Raw genomic sequence first — 17,492 nt, forward strand, 5'->3', positions numbered from 1 at the left:
AGCCGCCGGCCGGCGACCGTGTGCCTGCCGGCGACCTCGTCGAGGAGCGCGGCGAGGACCTCCTCGTTGGTCCACTGCGGACGCCAACCGGCGTCGTGCAGCCGGCTGGCGCTGACGACCCAGGGGTACATCGTGTACGCCAGGTCGCCTGCGGGGGACGGCGTGATGCCGAGGCGGTGCAGCCGCGAGGCGGCTCCGAGCGCGACGGAGGACGGCAGCTCCATGCGCCGGATGTCGGTGAGCCCCTCCACCTCCTCCTGGTCGAGCCACCCTTCGCAGCCGACGACGGCCTCGCCCTCGATCTTCTCCAGCACCGCGTACTCGAGGGCACCGACGAGGTCCTCGACGTGGCAGAACTGCCAGCGCGGTTCGGAGCCGGCGACGACGAGGAGCCGCGGCGACTCGAAGTACCGGGTGAGCGCGGTGTCGGTACCGGCACCCACGAGCACCGCGGGCCGCAGCACCGTGACGTTGAGCCCCGGGTGCGCGCGGGGCGCGCGCTGCGCGAGGCGCTCGATCTCCAGGAGATCGCCAACGCCCGTCGCGTCGGCGGTGGCGCGCAGCTCGCAGTCCTCGGCGAGCGGGACGTCGTTGTCGGAGAGCGCCCCGTAGACCATCGACGAGGTGCAGAGCACGACGCGGCGCACGCCGGCGGCCGCCGCGGCGGTGAGCACGGTCTGCGTTCCGCGAACGTTGTAGGCGGTGCGGGCCGCCGCGTCGCCTTCGATGTCGAGGTCGACGGCGAGGTGGACGACCACGTCGACGGGGTTGCCGTCCCGGCGCAGGCGGTCGGCGATGGCGGGGTCGCGCACGTCGAGGGTGTGCCATTCCACGTTCTCCGCCTCGCCCCGGCACTCGTCGAGGGCGAGGACCTCCTTCACCTCGGAGGAGGCGGCCAGCCGCTCCACGAGCAGCGCGCCGACGCCGGCGGCTGCTCCCGTGACGGCGACGGCCGGGGTTCGCGCTGCGCGAACGTGGGACTCGGAGGAACTCACCGGGCTTCTCCAGTGGTTGTTCTGGTACGAGGTGCGCAAGCTCCATCCTGCCTGACGGGTGTCTAGGCTGGAGGCAGAGGCCACCAGATCGCATGGATGATCCAGGAACCGTTGAAGACCGTCCGACGACACAGAGCCGAGGAAACCCGTGAGTGACCAGCCATTCGGATTCGGCGTACCTCCCGAGGAGCCCGAGGACGGAAACGAACGCGACAAGCAGCAGGGCGGCAAGGGCGACTCCGGTGACTCCCCCGACCCCTTCGGCTTCGGCGGCCAGGGGCTCGGCGGTTCGGGAGCCGCGGGGAATCCGCTCGCGGCGATGTTCGGCTCGGGCGCCCAGGGCGGCTTCGACCCGAACGACCTCGGCGCCGCCTTCCAGAAGCTCGGCCAGATGCTCTCCTACGAGGGCGGGCCCGTGAACTGGGACATGGCGAAGGACATCGCCCGCCAGACCGTGGCCGCCGGCGCGCAGAACGGCAGCAAGGACGCCAGCGTGAGCCCGCAGGAGCAGAGCGCCGTCGAGGAGGCGGTGCGTCTCGCGGACCTCTGGCTCGACGGCGTCACCTCCCTCCCGTCCGGCTCGGGAGCGGCCGTCGCATGGAGCAGGGCCGAGTGGATCGAGGCGACGCTGCCGGCGTGGAAGGAACTCGTGGACCCGGTCGCCGAGCGGGTCGGCGCCGCCATGGGCGACGTCCTTCCCGAGGAGATGCAGGCGATGGCCGGGCCGCTCCTCGGGATGATGCGGCAGATGGGCGGCGCCATGTTCGGCACCCAGATCGGGCAGGCGCTCGGGGTGCTCGCCGGCGAGGTCGTCGGTTCCAGCGACGTCGGACTGCCGCTCGGCCCCTCGGGCAAGGCGGCGCTCCTTCCCCGTAACGTCGAGGCGCTCGGCGAGGGGCTCGACGTTCCGCTCGAGGAGGTCCGCCTGTACCTGGCGCTCCGCGAGGCCGCGCACCAGCGGCTCTTCGCCCACGTCCCGTGGCTGCGCTCGCACCTCTTCGGCGCCGTCGAGGGGTACGCGCGAGGGATCAAGGTCGACACCGCCAAGCTCGAGGACGTCGTCGGGCAGCTCGATCCACAGCGTCCCGAGGAGATCCAGGAGGCGCTCCAGCAGGGCATGTTCCAGCCGGAGGACACCCCTGAGCAGAAGGCGGCGCTCGCCCGGCTGGAGACGGCCCTCGCCCTCGTCGAGGGCTGGGTCGACGCGGTGGTGCACTCCGCTGCGCAGCCGCACCTGCCCTCGGCCGACGCCCTCCGCGAAACGCTCCGCCGCAGGCGGGCGACGGGTGGACCGGCGGAGCAGACCTTCGCCACCCTCATCGGCCTCGAGCTCCGGCCGCGCAGGCTCCGCGACGCCTCCCGGCTGTGGGCCTCGCTCGCCGACGCGCGCGGCGCCGAAGGCCGCGACGGCCTCTGGGCCCACCCGGACATGCTCCCCACCGCCGCCGACCTCGACGACCCCGACGGCTTCGTCCACCGCGAGCAGCCCGACTTCTCCGAGCTCGACAAGATGCTCGGCGACGCGGCAGCAGGACGCTCCCCTTCCGGCGCGGAGCCGCGCCCCGAGGAGGACGAGCCCAAGGGCAAGGACGACGAGGGCGAAGGCGACCGGTGACCCTCCACGCCGACGCCCGTACGACGCTGGGCAGTTGGCCCGCGCCCGACGCGGAGCAGGAGGAGCTGCGGCTCGCCTATCTCGACCACCTGTCGGCGTATCCGGACGGCGTGTGGAGGGCGTGCGCCCCCGCGCATCTCACCGCGAGCGCGCTCGTCGTCGACCCGGAGCGGGAGCGGGTGCTCCTCACCCTCCATCGCAAGCTGCGGATGTGGCTCCAGATGGGCGGCCACTGCGAGCCGGCCGACGCCTCGCTCGCCGCGGTGGCGGCACGGGAGGCTGCCGAGGAGTCGGGGATCGAGGGGTTGCGGCTGCTTCCGGGCGGCCCCGTCCGCCTCGATCGGCACTCGACGCCGTGCGCCTGGCACCTCGACGTCCAGTACGCGGCCGTGGCGCCGCGCGGCGCGGGGGAGCGGGTCAGTGAGGAGTCGCTGGCGCTGCGGTGGTACGCGTACGACGAGGTCGGCGAGGTCGCGGACGCGTCCGTGACGCGCCTGTTGGAGCGGACGCTCGCCGTTCTCTGACGTGCGAGGCGCCGGAGCCGCGTCACGGCTCGGCGTCGGCCGCCGGCTCCTCGGGATCGCCGCGGTTGCTCGCCCCGTCGCCCGCTCGGTACGGGAGCCGGTCCGCGGCTGCGACGCCCTCCAGGAAGCCACGGGCCCTCTCCGTGCGCGGGTAGACGTCGAGGAGCTTCCAGAACTGTGGCCCGTGCCCGGGGACGAGCAGGTGGGCGAGTTCGTGGAGCAGGACGTAGTCCACGACGTACTCGGGCATGCCCTGGAGCCGGTGGGAGAGGCGAATGCTGCCCTCGGCCGGGGTGCAGGAGCCCCAGCGGGTGTTCTGGTTGGTGACCCAGCGGACGGAGGCGGGGTGCGCGCGGCCGGAGAGGTACTGCTCGCTGAGCCGCGCGGCGCGCTGCGCCAACTCGCCGTCGCCCAGCATGCGGCGACTCTCCTGAGCAGCGAGCTTGCGCAGCATCGTGTCGACCCAGCGGGCCTCCTCGTCCGCCGACATCCTGGCCGGGATCAGCACGACCGTACGGTCTCCCTCGCGGTACGCGGAGACCGTACGACGGCGGCGGGCGCTTCGGCGCACCTCCACCGCACGTTTGCTGGCGCTCTTCGGCGGGTCGGCGGACACGTGGAGACGTTACCTGTTGGCGGCGGCCCAAGTCCCGGCACCGGCACTTCCCGGGGCAAAAGCCGCCCAACACGGAGCGCCGGTACGACTATTGAGCGGGCTTGTGGACTACTCTCTGCAAGATCCCGTCACAGCGTGCATCCTGTCTGTCGTGGGCGTCACACCGCGCCCACCGAACGACGGGGGTTCACCATGCATCCGATGATCAAGCCTGCCCTGCGCCGCGGTTGGCGGGACCGCCAGACCGTCCAGTACGGCGTCACCGCGGCCCACGCGCTGCTCCTCGGCCCGGTCGACAACGCCACGGCCGCCCTGCTCGACCTCTTCGACGGCACCCGCAGCATGGATCAGCTGCGCAACGAGGCCCGGCGTCTGGGCGTACGCCCGGAGAAGGCCGACCACATCGCGGAACGTCTCGCGCTCCAGGGCGCGTTGGACGACGCCACGTACGACCGCGAAGCCTCCGCGAGCATCGGCGAGGGCCTCCGCGCCGATCTCGCCTCGCTCACAGCCGTCCACCGCGGACCGGGGTCGGGGGTGCGCAGGCTCTCCGCCCGGCGGCACGCCAAGGTCCAGGTACGGGGTGCGGGGAAGGTCGGCGCCTCGGTCGCGGCGACGCTCTCCGCCGCGGGGGTCGGTCAGGTCGAAGTAGTGGACGGCGGCGTGGTCGAGCCGTGGGACACCTCGCCTGCGGGGCTTTCGCCCGAGCAGGTCGGCAGCCGTAGGGACGCGGCAGCGCGCTCCGCCGTGCGCCGGACCAAGCAGGCGAAGGGCGGAGCGCAGAGCCCGGTGTCGCTGGTGATCGTCGCACCACGGGACGGTCTCGACGCCTACGCTCCCGACCCCCGTGCGAACGAGCGGTTCGTCGCCGCGGGCACTCCGCACCTCTTCGGCGGGGTCGTCGAAGGGACGGGCGTCGTGGGTCCGTTGGTGCTTCCCGGACGGTCACCCTGCGCCGAGTGCCTGCTGCGCGCCAACGCCGTCCGGGAACCGAGCTGGCCTCTCGTCGTCGGGCAGTGGCGAACCGCAGCGCGGCGTCGGGCGGGCGTCCCTCCGTGCGACACCGCGCTCGCCACGCTCGTCTCCGGAGCAGTGACGTCCCACGCGCTGAGCTTCGTGGACGGCGACGGTGCCTGCTGCGCGGGTTACCGCATGCGCTTCACGCTCCCCCACCTCCTCTCCGATACCGATCTCTTCGCGCCGCACCCCGAGTGCCCATGCGGTGCAGCTTCCGTGCCGGAGGAGACCGAGGCGGGCCATCCTGCCCCGAGCACCCCCACAATGGCCGGGTAGTCGGATCGCAGGGGTCCGTCCGTTCCCGACGGCGCAGCAAGGGAGTTGAAGGTCCAGATGACACCCCGCCCCCGCGTGGCGGCAGTCCGCTCCGCAGACGCCCTCGCGAGGAGGTACGAGCCACCCTCCGCACCCGTGCCGCCAGGTAGAGGCACCGTCCTCACGCCGGATCAACGGTGCGCGGCGCGGGCCTTCCTCGCCGCGCCGGCGCACTATCCGGGCAGCGCGGCGCCGGTCCGGCGCCGCGCAACCGCCCGCACGCCCACCACAGGGGAAGGACCTGCACATGTCTGACCTGCCGCGCAAGGCAGTCACCAGAACGGCGAAACTCGCCGCTCTGCCCCTGGGGTTCGCCGGCCGAGCAGCGCAGGGCCTCGGCAAGCGCCTCACCGGCGGCTCGCTGGAGACCGTCACCACCGAGCTCCAGAAGCGTACGGCCGAACAACTCTTCGCCACTCTGGGAGAGTTGAAGGGCGGGGCGATGAAGGTCGGGCAGGCACTCTCGGTCTTCGAGTCCGCGCTGCCGGAGGAGATGGCCGCTCCCTATCGCGCGACCCTCACCAAACTCCAGGAGTCGGCGCCGCCCATGCCCTCGGGAACGGTCCATTCCGTCCTGCGGGAGAACCTCGGCGAGGGCTGGCGGGAGCACTTCACCGAGTTCGAGGAGAAGCCCGCGGCCGCCGCTTCGATCGGCCAGGTGCACCATGCCGTCTGGCACGACGGGCGGGAGGTCGCGGTGAAGGTCCAGTATCCGGGGGCCGGATCGGCGCTCATGTCCGATCTCTCCCAACTCGGCCTCTTCGCCAAAGCGTTGGGCCCCCTAGTCCCGGGCCTCGACATCAACCCGCTCCTCTCCGAGCTGCGTTCCCGGGTCACGGAGGAACTCGACTACGCGCTGGAGGCCGAAGCCCAGTCGACGTACGCGGCCGAGTTCGCCGACGACGACGGAGTCCTGGTCCCCGATGTCGTTGCGCAGACAGAACACGTACTCGTCTCCGAGTGGCTCGACGGTGTCCCCCTGGCTGAGGTGATAAACGACGGCAGGAAGGAGGAGCGCGACCGGGCCGGCCAGCTCCTCGCGCATTTCCTCTTCTCGGGAACGAGCCGTACCGGCCTCCTCCACGCCGACCCGCACCCGGGCAACTTCCGCTTGATCACCGGTGGTTCGAAGGACCCGGCCCGGTGGCGCCTCGGGGTCATGGACTTCGGCACCGTCGACCGGTTGCCGGAGGGGCTTCCGCCGCCGATCGGAGTCGCCTTGCGGCTGGCGCTCGCAGAGGACGCGGAGGCTGTCCACGAGCTGCTGTGTGCGGAGGGCTTCGTCAAGGAGCACATAGAACTCGATCCGCCGGAGGTGCTGCAGAGCCTGCTGCCGATCATCGCTCCGGCCGGGGCGGACTCCTTCACCTTCGATCGCGCCTGGATGCGCGGCCAGGCTGCACGGCTCGCCGATCCTCGCTCCCCCGCCCACCAACTCGGCAGGCGCCTGAATCTCCCGCCCTCCTACCTGCTGATACACCGCGTGACGCTCAGCACCATCGGCGTACTGTGCCAGCTCGGCGCAACGGTCAGGCTCCGGGAGGAACTCCGAGCCTGGGTCCCGGGGTTCGCAGAGGAAGACGCCCTCTGGAACAGGGAGCGCTCGGGGGTTCCGGGCGGGCGGCCGGACTGTGCGGGAGACCTCGTCGACGAAAGGCCGGGCGCGGAGGACAAGCCGTCGTCGGCCGAGGAAGCCTCTGAAGCCGAATCGCCTGCCGGGACGGAGTCCGCCCGCACCCCACCACCGCCGCCTTCCGACAGGGACAACGAGCAGAGAGCGGCTCCGCAAGGGCAGCGGAACTCAGCGCCCGTGGTGCCCGCGCCGAGAGAAGACCCGGACGACCAGGCGGGGCACGAAGCCCGTGCCGAGGAGACGAGTCCGCCCGCGGAAGGGAGCCGCGTGGACCTGTTGACGGACGCCGGTAGCTCGCCGGGCGAGCCGGGCCCGAGCGGTGTCGGCAAGGACGAGCCCGGCACCTCGATACCCGCCGGACAGGCGGGTCGGTCGGGTCGCTCGCCGGCAGGCGCCGCGCGGAGAGGGGAGACGCCCGACGGGCCCGACATCTGAGGCCGGAGCCCTTGGCGGACGGTCAGATGCCTCCGCCCGAGGGAGACGCCTACCAGGGGAGCGGGGCCGGGTTGTGCTGGGCGGACGATTCTCCCCGCAACCCGCAGAACCGCAGTGGGCCGTCGGCCTTGAACACACGTGGATCACGCTCAAGTGAGCGCGGATTCTCCGTTGTTCAGCCGTCCAAGACTTCGTCGGTAGTCCGTTTTCGGAGACGGAGTCAGGGGGGCCGCCTCTCGATCGCACGCAGAGGCGAGCGGCTTCTTCCGCGGCCCCGAGGTGGCGACTCCTCACCGGGCGGACTTCGGGGAACGTGGTGGGGGCCGGGGACGAGTCCCCGGCCCCCACCTCCCCCGTGTCCGCGGCGGGCTGTCGAGCCCCCGCGGGTATCGGACGGGCGCCTCTCGGCACCGGCGTCCGTGGTCGGAGCGTCGGCGGCGCTTACGGCGCACGTCGACGGCGGTTACTGCATGACGGCCATGGCGAGCGCCCGGCGGGCGCGCAACGCCGCGCGCTCCGCGCGCCGTTGCAGTCGCCGAGCCGTGACGAGGCGGAGAGCCCGGCGTTCGGACTCGGCCTCGTGCAGGCGCCGCTCCATATGGGAGCGCGCCATGGTCTCGGGCATGAGTTGCATGTCTCGGGTCCTGTTCTGTCGCGTCTCCTGCGCCACGGTGTGCGTGGTCGTGGAGGCGTGGAAGGAAGTCATCGTGCGTTCCTGCTCAATGTGTTGACGGATGCGCGGGGCCCGCGCGCGGGGACGGTCGAGCGTTCCCAGGGCGGGATGCCGACGACCCGTCGTCCTGCTGCGCGTGCTCACGCCGCGACCGGGTTCTTGCGGGGACGGCCACGCGGCCGCTTCCTCGGTACGACCACGCCCTGGACGAAGAGCTCTCCGCCCCAGACGCCCCAGGGCTCCCGCCGCTCCTTGGCTCCCGCGAGGCATGCCTCACGCAGCGGACAGGACTGGCACAGGGACTTGGCGTACTCGACGTCGGCCGGGGCCTCGGCGAAGAAGACCTCGGGGTCGTAGGAGCGGCAGGGCACGTCCACACCCAGACGCTCGATGGCATCGTCGAGCTCGGTGAGTGTGATCTGCGGGGCGGTCAAGGAGTCCTCCGTGGTGGCATCGGGCGAAGCGGCGCGTCCGGCGCGCAGGGTTCCGGACGGGGTGTCGAGCTGGGCGGCGGCGGACCGGTCGGTCTGGGCGGACAGGGCGTGCGATTGGGGATGCACTGTCGTTCGTCCTCGTCTGTCGATGTCTGTTGTCTTGTCGCTCCGGCTGGTGGCCGGTCGGGGCAAACAGAAGGGCCGCGGAATCCCGGTGTGGGTTTCCGCGGCCCTGGAAGGTGCCGACCTGATCTCGCCGATCAGGCTGGTCCTCTCCAGGGTTTGAGGCCACGGAAGGCCCGCATGGACTGGCGCCGCTTCTGGTGCGCGTCAGCACCCTCGGCAGCAAGCGCAAACGCATAGGCCGGTGCCCATACGGGTGCTGCCACAAGTGCCGTCGTCGGTCGCTCACTGCCGCCCAGGACGCCACGGATGTGCCCGATGCCGGACAGACCGGTGGCCTTGAGACGGGAGCCGAGTCCACAGAGGTCGACGACCGAGTCGACGTTCACTTTCTGGTTCCTCATGAGTTCGATCACGCGTCGTCGCCTCCTCTCGGCAGCTCGGGACAGGGCCGCCAGGCCCGATCCAAAAGTTTTACAGGGTCCAGTACAGCACGGAATCGGCAGGAGCGGGAAGCCCCGCCTTCTCCATGTCCGAGAGGCTATGGGGCTCCGTGAGCCGGGCGCAAACTATTTTCCGCCGGTCTCCGTAACATCTTTCGTGACATCGACCGGACGCCTCTCCTCCGCACTCCAGGTCGTTCCGAGGGGCGTCGCCCCGCCCCATAGCAGAACGAACGCCCTTTCGCATACGTCACGTTGGGTGCGCAGGAGCTCGGACCTCGTCAGCTCTGCCGGGTGCCTTCGTCGGCGGGTGCGTTCCCGTCCGGCGCCTTCCCGACGGGTGCTTCCTCGGCGGTCGACTCCTCATCGGCCGTCCCTCCGGTACCGGGAAGCTCCTCGCCCGAGCAGAGGGCGAGGACGTCGCTCCCGTAGCGGTTGAGCTTCCGTGCGCCGACGCCGGGGATGCGGCTCAGGGAAGCGGCGTCCTCGGGGACGTTCTCGGCGATGGCGAGCAGGGTTCGGTCGGTGAAGATGCAGTACGCGGGCTGGCGGAGGGCCTCGGCCTGCTCGGAACGCCAGTCGCGGAGGCGCTCGTAGAGGCGCTCGTCGAGTTCCGAGGGGCAGTCCTCGCAGCGCATGAGCTTCATCTCGCCGGGGTGGGTGAGGGTCCGCCCGCACACCCGGCAGACGGCGGGCGCCCGCTGCCTGCGCGCTCGCGGCACCGGGGCCGTGCCGCGCTCGATGCCGCCGGCGCCGCCGGATGCACGGCGGGTGCCGCGCGAAGTGGTCCCCGGACGCAGCCCTTCGAGGAAGCGCGACGGGCGGCGGCCCGGGCGCCCTCCGGGGGTGCGCGCGAGCGCCCAGGAGAGCGCGAGGGTTTTGCGCGCGCGGGTTATGCCGACGTAGAGGAGGCGGCGTTCCTCCTCCACCTGCGCCTCCGTCTTGGCGTGTGTGAGGGGGAGCATGCCGTCGGTGAGGCCGACGAGGAAGACGGCGTCCCACTCGAGTCCCTTCGCCGAGTGGAGCGAGGCGAGGGTGACCCCTTCGACGGTCGGTGCGTGCTGGGCGTTGGCCCTGGCGTCGAGTTCAGCGACGAGGTCGCCGAGGGTGGCGTCCGGGCGGGTGGACGCGAACTCCTCGGCGAGACGCACCAGCGCGGAGAGCGACTCCCAGCGGTCCCTCACCGCACCGGACCCGGCGGGCGGCTCGGAGCTCCAGCCCTTTGTGCCGAGGACGGCGCGGACCTGCGAGGGAAGGTCGACGGCCGTCTCCACGAGCGGGTCCCTGCCTCCGGCGCGGGCGGCGCCTCGGAGGGCGACGCCGGCCTCGCGCACCTCGGGGCGCTCGAAGAAGCGCTCGGCGCCCCGGAGTTGGTAGGGGACGCCGGCGTCGGCGAGTGCCTGCTCGTAGATCTCGGACTGAGCGTTGATCCGGAAGAGGACGGCGACCTCGCTCGCCGGTACGCCCGAGGCGAGGAGTTCGCGGATGCGTTGTGCGGTGCCCTCGGCCTCGCCGGGCTCGTCGCCGTACTCGGTGAAGGTCGGTTCCGGTCCGGGGCCGCGCTGGGCGACGAGTTCGAGGCGGTGATCGGCCGCGCGCCCGTGCGCCTGGGAGAGCAGGCCGTTGGCGAGGTGGACGACCTGCGGGGTCGAGCGGTAGTCGCGCACGAGCTTGACGACGGTGGCGCTCGGGTGCCGGACGCGGAAGTCGAGGAGGTGGTCGGGGGTGGCGCCGGTGAAGGAGTAGATGGTCTGGCTGGCGTCGCCGACCACGCAGAGGCTCTCGCGCTCGCCCACCCAGAGCTGGAGGAGCCGCTGCTGGAGGGGGGAGACGTCCTGGTACTCGTCGACGACGAAGTGCTGGTACTGGGCGCGGACCGCGTCGGCGACGTCGGGGCGCTCCTGGAGGACGCCGACGGTGAGCAGCAGGACGTCCTCGAAGTCGATGACGGATCGCTCGCGCTTGATCTGCTCGTAGACGGCGTAGATTCCGGTGGTCTCGGCCGGGTCCCTGGGTGCCTCGCGGCCCGACTTGGCGAGCGCGGCCGGGTAGTCGTCGGGGACGGTCTGCGTGACCTTGGCCCACTCGATCTCGGCTGTGACGTCGCGGAGTTCGCCCCGGTCGAGGCGGATGCGGTGGCGGGCGGCCGCCTCGGCGACGAGCTGTGCCTTGCGCTCGACCAGCCGCGGCAGCTCCCCGCCGATCGCCCGCGGCCAGAAGAACTGGAGCTGCCGAAGCGCCGCCGAGTGGAAGGTGCGGGCCTGGACCCCGGCCGCTCCCAGCGCACGGAGCCGCCCGCGCATCTCGCCCGCTGCACGGTTGGTGAAGGTGACGGCGAGGACGCTGGCGGGCTGGAAGACGCCGGAGCGCACTCCGTACGCGATCCGGTGGGTGAGGGCTCTGGTCTTGCCCGTGCCGGCGCCGGCGAGGACGCAGACCGGGCCGCGCAGGGCAGTCGCCACCTCGCGCTGCTCCGGGTCGAGGCCCTCCAGGACAGCGTCGGCGTCCGGCGGGGGCGGGGCTGCGGGGCCGCCTGTCGCCGGAGTGAAGAGGGTGGGGTCCGTCGCTGCTGTCACCCCGCCATGCTGCCAGGTAGGGCGAGACGGACGGGCACGCTGTCCACAGTGAGGCTGCTGCGGTACTACGAACCCTCGGGGCTCCGCAGGTATTCGGACGTCCCCTGCGCGGGGAATGGCTGTGGATGCCCGTACGTTTCCTCCTGTGCACCGTCCGAGGTCTCGGTGCACCCGGTGCCGGCAGGGGCCGGCCGACGACGAAGGAGCAGAGGACACATGTCGGGCAGCGTGACGATGTACAGCACCACCTGGTGCGGCTACTGCCGCAGGCTGAAGGGCCAGATGGACCGCGAGGGCATTTCGTACTCGGAGGTCAACATCGAGAACGACCCGGCCTCGGCGACCTTCGTCGAAGAGGCCAACGGCGGCAACCAGACGGTGCCGACGCTCCAGGTCGTCCCCGAGACGGGCGGCGAGCCGGTCGTCCTCACCAACCCCAGCCTCATCCAGGTGAAGGAGGCCCTCGCGAGCTGACCGCCGCCGGCCGCCCCTCGCACTCACAGGGGCGGCCGAACGCCGCGGCCGCAAGCTGCCGGGGAGTCCTAGCTCGACCGGGTGCGGGGCAGCGGACCGCCGTACCAGCGTTCGACGAGGCGCGACGCGATCGAGATGCCGGTCGGCGGGAGCACCGTCCCCCGCTCGATGGACTCGGCCAGCTCTTCCCGCGAGAACCAGCGGGCCTCCTCGATCTCGTCCCCGTCGACCTCGATCTCCGGCGACACCGCACGTGCCATGAAGCCGAGCATCAGGCTCGAGGGAAACGGCCACGGCTGGCTGCCCACGTACTCGACGGGGCCGACGCCGACCCCGGCCTCCTCCTGCACCTCGCGCCGGACCGCGGACTCTATCGACTCGCCCGGCTCGACGAACCCGGCGAGCGTGGAGAACCTGCCCTCGGGCCAGTGGACCTGGCGGCCGAGGAGCGCCCGGTCGTGGTCGTCGGTGACGAGCATGATCACGGCGGGGTCGGTGCGCGGGTAGTGCTCGGCGCCGCAGGCGGTGCAGCGTCGGATGTGGCCCGCGGCCGCGATGAGGGTGCGCTCGCCGCAGCGCGAGCAGAAGCGGTGGGTGCGTTGCCAGTTCTCCAGGCCGACCGCGTGCGCGAGGAGTTCGCCGTCGCGCTCCGAGAGGACGCCGGCCTCGCGGAGCCCCGCGGGCCGCGCGAGGTCGTCGAAGCGGCCGGGAAGGGTGTCCTTCTGGATCGCGAAGTAGCGGACGCCCTCGGTGTCGGTGCCGAGGAAGTAGCGATGGGCCTCGGTGTACGGGGCTTCGAAGGCCGGGGTCGTCACCAGTTCGGTGCGGCCGTCCTCGGTGTCCTCGACCAAGGCCGTGCCGCCCGAGACCACGAAGACCCGGGTCGTCGGGTGGCTCCAGGCCGCGGCGAGCCAGGCTTCGTCGAGTCTGTGGTGCGAGGCGCGGTCGATGCCGCCGGTGCTGCTCAGGCAGATCGATGCGGCCGGGTCCGCGGCGGGGACGGTCTTCACGCCGTCGCCTGCGGTGTGGTCGGTCGAGGTGGTCACTGCTGCTTTCCACTCCTCCTTGATCGGAGTCGGTCGGGGGCCGGTCGTCGGCCGGACCTCGGATGACGGAGTGCGTACGGTTCGGTCAAACGCCGTCCGACGGGCGCCACTCGGCGAGCTCGCTCCACAGGTAGGCCGCCGTCTCCGCGCCCTTGAGAAGGAGGTCGAGCTCGACCTTCTCGTTGGGTGCGTGCCAGCCGTCGGACGGGACGGAGATGCCGAGGAAGAGCACGGGCGCCCCGAGCACGTCGCGCAGGTCGGCGGCCGGGCCCGAGCCGCCCTCCCTGGTGAGTCCGACGGACGTCTCGAAGGCACGGCCCATCGCGCGGACGAGGGAGCGGAGCGCGGGGTGGTCGAGCGGGGTGAGGCAGGGGCGGGTGGAGCCGCCTGAGGTGATCTCGTGGCGGATGCCTGCGGGGAGGCGCTCGGCGACCCAGGTACGGAGGGCGTCCTCGACTTGGGCCGCGTCCTGCCCCTCCACGAGGCGGAACGAAAGCTTCAGCCGCGCGGCGGAGGGGACGATCGTCTTTCCGCCGGGGCCCTGGTAACCGCCGCCGATGCCGTTCACCTCCGCGGTGGGGCGGGCCCAGACACGCTCCAGGGTGGAGTAGCCGTGCTCGCCGAGCGTCGCGTGCGAGTGCGCCGTGCGGAGCCAGGCGTCCTCGTCGAACGGCAGCTCGGCGAAGAGCCGGCGCTCCTCGGCGGTGAGCTCCACGACGTTGTCGTAGAAGCCGGGGAGGGTGACCCGCCGCTCGTCGTCGTGGAGCGCGGCTGCCAACCGTGCCGCTTCCGTCGCCGGGTTGGGGACGGCGCCGCCGAAGGAACCGGAGTGAATGTCCTGGTCGGGGCCTGCCAGGTCGATCTGGAGGTCGAGGAGTCCGCGCATGCCGGTGCAGACGGTGGGCGTCTCCCGGCCCCACATCCCGGTGTCGGAGACGATCACCGCGTCGCACTCCAGGCGCGCGGCCCGGGCCCGGAGGAGGTCGGCGAAGTGCGGCGAGCCCGACTCCTCCTCGCCCTCGACGAGGAGCTTCAGGTGTACGGCAGGTGCCGTGCGGCCCGTCGCCGCGAGGTGCGCGCGGAGGCCGAGTGTGTGGAAGAACACCTGGCCCTTGTCGTCGGCGGCGCCGCGTGCGTAGAGGCGGCCCTCGCGCTCCGTCGGCTCGAACGGGTCGGTGAACCAGCCGTCCTCGACCGCGGCGGGCTGCACGTCGTGGTGGCCGTAGACGAGGACCGTCGGTGCCTCGGGATCGGACGCCGGCCACTCGGCGAAGACGGCCGGAGCGCCCGGCTCCGCTGCGGTGCCCGTCTCCCAGACCTCAGCGGTGGGAAAGCCGATCGAGGCGAGCCGGGAGGCGAGCCACTCGGCGCTCTTCCGCACCTCGCCGGCCCGCTCCGGTTCTGCGGAGACGGAGGCGATGCGGAGCCACTCGCCGAGCTCGGTGAGGAAACCGCTGCGCTGCTCGTCGAGGAAGGCGCGGACGGCGCTCTCCTCGTTCTGGGAGAGGGTGGTCATGACACCGACCCTATCCGGCATCCGGGCTACCCCGGGCATCCGAGCCCGTCGCCGGGGAGAGCAGGCGTTCCAGCTCGGCGCGCTCCGGCAGGCGGTCGGGGCGCTCCACCTCGCCGCTGCGGACGTGGACGAAGACGGCGTCGACGGCGGAGAGCGGAACGCCCTGCTGCTCGGCCCAGGCGAGGCGGTAGACGGCGAGCTGGAGCGGGTCGGCGGCGCCGCCCGTCTTCCAGTCGACGATCTCCCAGCGGACTCCCTCGGGGCCCTGGGCGCGGTAGACGGCGTCGATGCGGCCGCGGACGAGCCGGCCGGCGAGGACAAGCTGGAAAGGGGCCTCGACGCGGTAGGGGGCGCGCCTGGCGTACTCGGTGTACTCGAACGCCTCCTTGAGCGCGGAGAGGTCGCGCTCGTCGGCGATCTCCGGTTGGTCCTCCTCGGTCTCGGCGCCCGGCAGCTCGTCCGGGCCGAGCATCGGAAGCGTCAATTCCTCGAAGCGCGACTCCACCCAGGCGTGGAAGCGCGTGCCCCGGCGGGCGGCGGCCGGCTGGGGAGGCCGGGGCATCGGGCGGGCGAGCTCGCGCGCGAACCGCTCCTCGTCCGCGGCGAGGCGGAGGAGCTGGGAAGCGGTGAGGGTGGCGGGGAGGGGGACGTCGCGGACGGCGGCGCGCGAGCGTTGCAACTCCCGCGCGAGCGCGTCGAGATCGCGGTCCCAGGAGCCGACGAGCCTCGCCTCCTCGGGAGTGAGGAGGGCGGCCTCCGCACCGCCGTCCGCAGGCGGTTCCGGCCCGGGTGTTCCGTCCTGGCCGCGTTCGTGCTGCCGGGGCGGGGCTTGCGGTTGTCGGACGGGGTGCTGGGCGCTCGGGGGCGGTCGGAGACGGTCGGCTTCCGGGGCGTGGGGCGGCTCATGCTCGCACGGGTCCGGTTCCGGTGCGGGGTGTCGGTCGGGGACGTGCGAGGCCGGGTGCCGTTCGTCGGGTCGGGCCGGCTGCGTAGTCGGGTCCGGCTGCGGAAAGTTCGCCTCCGGTTCCGGGTCGGGGTGTCCGTCCCAGGCGTGCGACGCCGGACGACGCTCGCCGGACCGGCCCGGCTGCCCAACGCTCACCCCGGATTCCGGGGCGGTCTGTTCGTCCCGGGCATGCGACGCCGCATGCCGCTCACCATGCCGACCCGGCCGCCCGGCACTCGGCGCCGGTGCATGGCCGTCCTCGGTTCGCGGTTCGGAGCCCGGCCCCGGCGCCCGGCCCGGATCGCGGTCGCGCCCCGGCCCGGGGACGTCCCCGCAATCGCGCTGCGGGACGGCTCCGGAAGCCGGATCGGGGCCGCGCTCCGGCACCGGTTCTGTGGAGTCCGCCGCGGAGGTGTCCCCGGGCAAGGAGACCGATCGGTGGCCCGGCTCCGGCGCAAGCTCCGGGGCTGCCGCAGGTGCGCACTCCCCCTCGGGCCCGGTGAGTCCAGGCGCCCACGGGTCCACCTCTCCGCGACCGGACGCCTCCCCCGGCCCGGGCGACGGCGGCTGCCCTGAAGCATCGTGCGGGTCCCCCCGCTCCAGCCGGTCGAGGACGGAGCGTGCCGCCTGTCGGCGCATGCGGAGCGCGTCGGCGTCGAGTGGGAGGGGCCAGACGGGGTCCTCCCCCGACTCCTCGAGAGCCGGGTTCCGCGCCGTGTCGGGGGGAGGCTCCGCCCAGTGGTCCACCTCGCCGGCCGCCGGATCGGACTCGCAGTGCTTTCGGAGCGCCTGGAGGAACGCGGAAGGTCCGCGGCGCCGCTTCTGCTCCGGGCCCCACCAGTGGCCCGACCCGAGCAGGAGCGAGCGGGGGCGGGTGAAGGTGACGTAGCCGAGGCGGAGTTCCTCGGTCGCCTGGTGCGCGCGGAGGTCGGCGTCGTACGTGCGGAGGGACTTGGAGGTCCACTCCTCGACGGCGGGCAGGGTCGCCGCGTCACCGCGCAGCGGGTGCGGGAGGACCTGGGCCCTGGCGAGCCACGACTCGCGCGGCTGCTCGCTCGGGAAGCGCTTGGCGACGAGGCCCGGTACGGCGACGACGTCCCACTCCAGGCCCTTCGCCTTGTGCGCGGTGAGCACCTTGACCGTGTCCTCGCCGCCGGGGAGCGAGCTGTCGAGGCCCTTCTCGTACTGCTCGGCGGCGCGGAGGAAGCCGAGGAAGGCGAGCAGGGTCGCCTCTCCGTCGAGCGAGGCGAAGCCGGCCGCGACATCGAGGAACTGGGCGAGGGTCTCCCGGCGGCGGGCGGCGAGCGCCTGCGGGGAGGCGGCGAGTTCGACCTCCAGGCCCGTCTGCGAGAGGACCCGGTGGAGGACGTCCATGAGCGGGTCGCCGAGCGAGCGGCGCAGCTCCCGCAGTTCGGCGGCGAGGCGGGCGAAGCGGACGCGGGCCGCGGGGGAGAACGGGAGGCCGTCGTCGTCGGACTCCGGGTCGAGGAAGGTCTCCAGGGCGTCGGCGAGAGAGCTGAGCTCGGCCGGATCGGTGCCCTCGACCGCGGCGGCGAGGCGGGCGTCGGCGTCCTCGGGCCGGGCGGGGGAGCCTCCGACGAGGAGCCGCGCGCGGCGGCCGAGGAGCGCCAGGTCGCGCGGGCCGATGCGCCAGCGCGGGCCCGTGAGGACGCGGACGAGCGCGGCGTTGGCCGTCGGGTCCTGGAGGATCTCGCAGACGGCGACGAGATCGGCGACCTCGGGAAGATGCAGCAGGCCGGAGAGCCCGACCACCTCGACGGGCAACTCCCGTTCCACGAGCACCCGCTGGAGCTGCGCGAAGTCGCCGGCGCCGCGGCAGAGCACGGCTATCTCACCGGGCGGCGTACCGGTGCGTACGAGGTGCGCGAGCGAGTCGGCGAGCCACTCCAGCTCTTCGCCGTGCGTCTCCAGCAGCGCGCACCGCACGCGGCCGTGCTGCTCCGCGCCCTCGGCCGGACGGAGCGCCTCGACGCCGCGGTGGCGCTCGCGGAGCGGGGAGGCGAGCCCGTTGGCGAGGGTGAGGAGCCGGCCGCCGCTGCGGCGGTTCTCGCTGAGCGCGAGGCGGGCGGCGGGGGCGCCGTCGGCCGCGG

Annotated in this window: 13 protein-coding genes and 1 pseudogene; 5 read left to right on the plus strand and 9 right to left on the minus strand. The window is 72.8% G+C overall.

Features of this window, described 5'->3' with window-relative positions; translation table 11 throughout:
• Nucleotides 1-995: NAD-dependent epimerase/dehydratase family protein (locus tag UWG_RS0112405; protein WP_029391382.1), on the minus strand; the 995-nt coding region annotated here is incomplete at its 3' end.
• A 148-nt stretch (nucleotides 996-1,143) separates the two neighbouring features.
• Between UWG_RS0112405 and UWG_RS0112410 the strand changes: the two genes are divergently transcribed.
• Together UWG_RS0112410 and UWG_RS0112415 are read left to right on the plus strand one after the other, a co-directional pair.
• Entirely contained in the window at nucleotides 1,144-2,610 is a 1,467-nt protein-coding gene (locus tag UWG_RS0112410; RefSeq protein ID WP_016907535.1) for a zinc-dependent metalloprotease, read from the plus strand.
• On the plus strand, nucleotides 2,607-3,134 hold the full coding sequence (locus UWG_RS0112415; protein ID WP_016907536.1) for an NUDIX domain-containing protein: 528 nt from the start codon (nucleotides 2,607-2,609) through the stop codon (nucleotides 3,132-3,134). The genes UWG_RS0112410 and UWG_RS0112415 overlap by 4 nt, the downstream gene beginning before the upstream one ends.
• Nucleotides 3,135-3,156: 22 nt before the next feature.
• Here the strand turns inward: UWG_RS0112415 and UWG_RS0112420 are convergent, their stop codons facing one another.
• Nucleotides 3,157-3,750: a M48 metallopeptidase family protein gene (locus UWG_RS0112420; protein WP_016907537.1), complete on the minus strand. Its 594-nt coding sequence runs from the start codon at nucleotides 3,748-3,750 to the stop codon at nucleotides 3,157-3,159.
• Nucleotides 3,751-3,942: 192 nt separating this feature from the next.
• Here UWG_RS0112420 and UWG_RS0112425 point away from each other — a divergent pair, with 192 nt between their 5' ends.
• Together UWG_RS0112425 and UWG_RS29915 are read left to right on the plus strand one after the other, a co-directional pair.
• Nucleotides 3,943-5,043, plus strand: coding sequence for a ThiF family adenylyltransferase (locus UWG_RS0112425; protein ID WP_029391383.1), 1,101 nt, complete (start codon nucleotides 3,943-3,945; stop codon nucleotides 5,041-5,043).
• Nucleotides 5,044-5,329: 286 nt separating this feature from the next.
• Nucleotides 5,330-6,661, plus strand: a pseudogene (locus UWG_RS29915) (ABC1 kinase family protein); the annotation flags it as partial.
• A 952-nt stretch (nucleotides 6,662-7,613) separates the two neighbouring features.
• Here the strand turns inward: UWG_RS29915 and UWG_RS0112435 are convergent.
• The 4 genes from UWG_RS0112435 to UWG_RS0112445 form a co-directional block, all read right to left on the minus strand.
• Nucleotides 7,614-7,874, minus strand: a complete 261-nt coding sequence (locus tag UWG_RS0112435; protein WP_237720067.1) for a hypothetical protein — start codon at nucleotides 7,872-7,874, stop codon at nucleotides 7,614-7,616.
• 89 nt (nucleotides 7,875-7,963) lie between these two features.
• Nucleotides 7,964-8,305, minus strand: coding sequence for a WhiB family transcriptional regulator (locus tag UWG_RS0112440; RefSeq protein WP_029391385.1), 342 nt, complete (start codon nucleotides 8,303-8,305; stop codon nucleotides 7,964-7,966).
• A gap of 212 nt (nucleotides 8,306-8,517) precedes the next feature.
• Nucleotides 8,518-8,796: a hypothetical protein gene (locus tag UWG_RS32120; protein WP_237720066.1), complete on the minus strand. Its 279-nt coding sequence runs from the start codon at nucleotides 8,794-8,796 to the stop codon at nucleotides 8,518-8,520.
• A 308-nt stretch (nucleotides 8,797-9,104) separates the two neighbouring features.
• Entirely contained in the window at nucleotides 9,105-11,399 is a 2,295-nt protein-coding gene (locus UWG_RS0112445; RefSeq protein ID WP_016907542.1) for an ATP-dependent DNA helicase UvrD2, read from the minus strand.
• 216 nt (nucleotides 11,400-11,615) lie between these two features.
• Here UWG_RS0112445 and UWG_RS0112450 point away from each other — a divergent pair, with 216 nt between their 5' ends.
• Nucleotides 11,616-11,873, plus strand: a complete 258-nt coding sequence (locus UWG_RS0112450; protein ID WP_016907543.1) for a glutaredoxin domain-containing protein — start codon at nucleotides 11,616-11,618, stop codon at nucleotides 11,871-11,873.
• A 68-nt stretch (nucleotides 11,874-11,941) separates the two neighbouring features.
• Here UWG_RS0112450 and nudC read toward each other — a convergent pair whose 3' ends face one another.
• From nudC to UWG_RS32125, 3 genes are all read right to left on the minus strand, one after another.
• Nucleotides 11,942-12,919, minus strand: a complete 978-nt coding sequence (gene nudC / locus UWG_RS0112455; RefSeq protein ID WP_016907544.1) for an NAD(+) diphosphatase — start codon at nucleotides 12,917-12,919, stop codon at nucleotides 11,942-11,944.
• An 85-nt stretch (nucleotides 12,920-13,004) separates the two neighbouring features.
• Entirely contained in the window at nucleotides 13,005-14,435 is a 1,431-nt protein-coding gene (locus UWG_RS0112460) for a M20/M25/M40 family metallo-hydrolase (RefSeq protein ID WP_016907545.1), read from the minus strand.
• Between the two features lie 10 nt (nucleotides 14,436-14,445).
• Nucleotides 14,446-17,492, minus strand: a 3,047-nt coding sequence (locus UWG_RS32125; protein ID WP_016907546.1) for an ATP-dependent DNA helicase, incomplete at its 5' end; no start/stop codon positions are given.

This window comes from Streptomyces xiaopingdaonensis (assembly GCF_000262345.1).
Classification (GTDB): domain Bacteria; phylum Actinomycetota; class Actinomycetes; order Streptomycetales; family Streptomycetaceae; genus Streptomyces; species Streptomyces xiaopingdaonensis.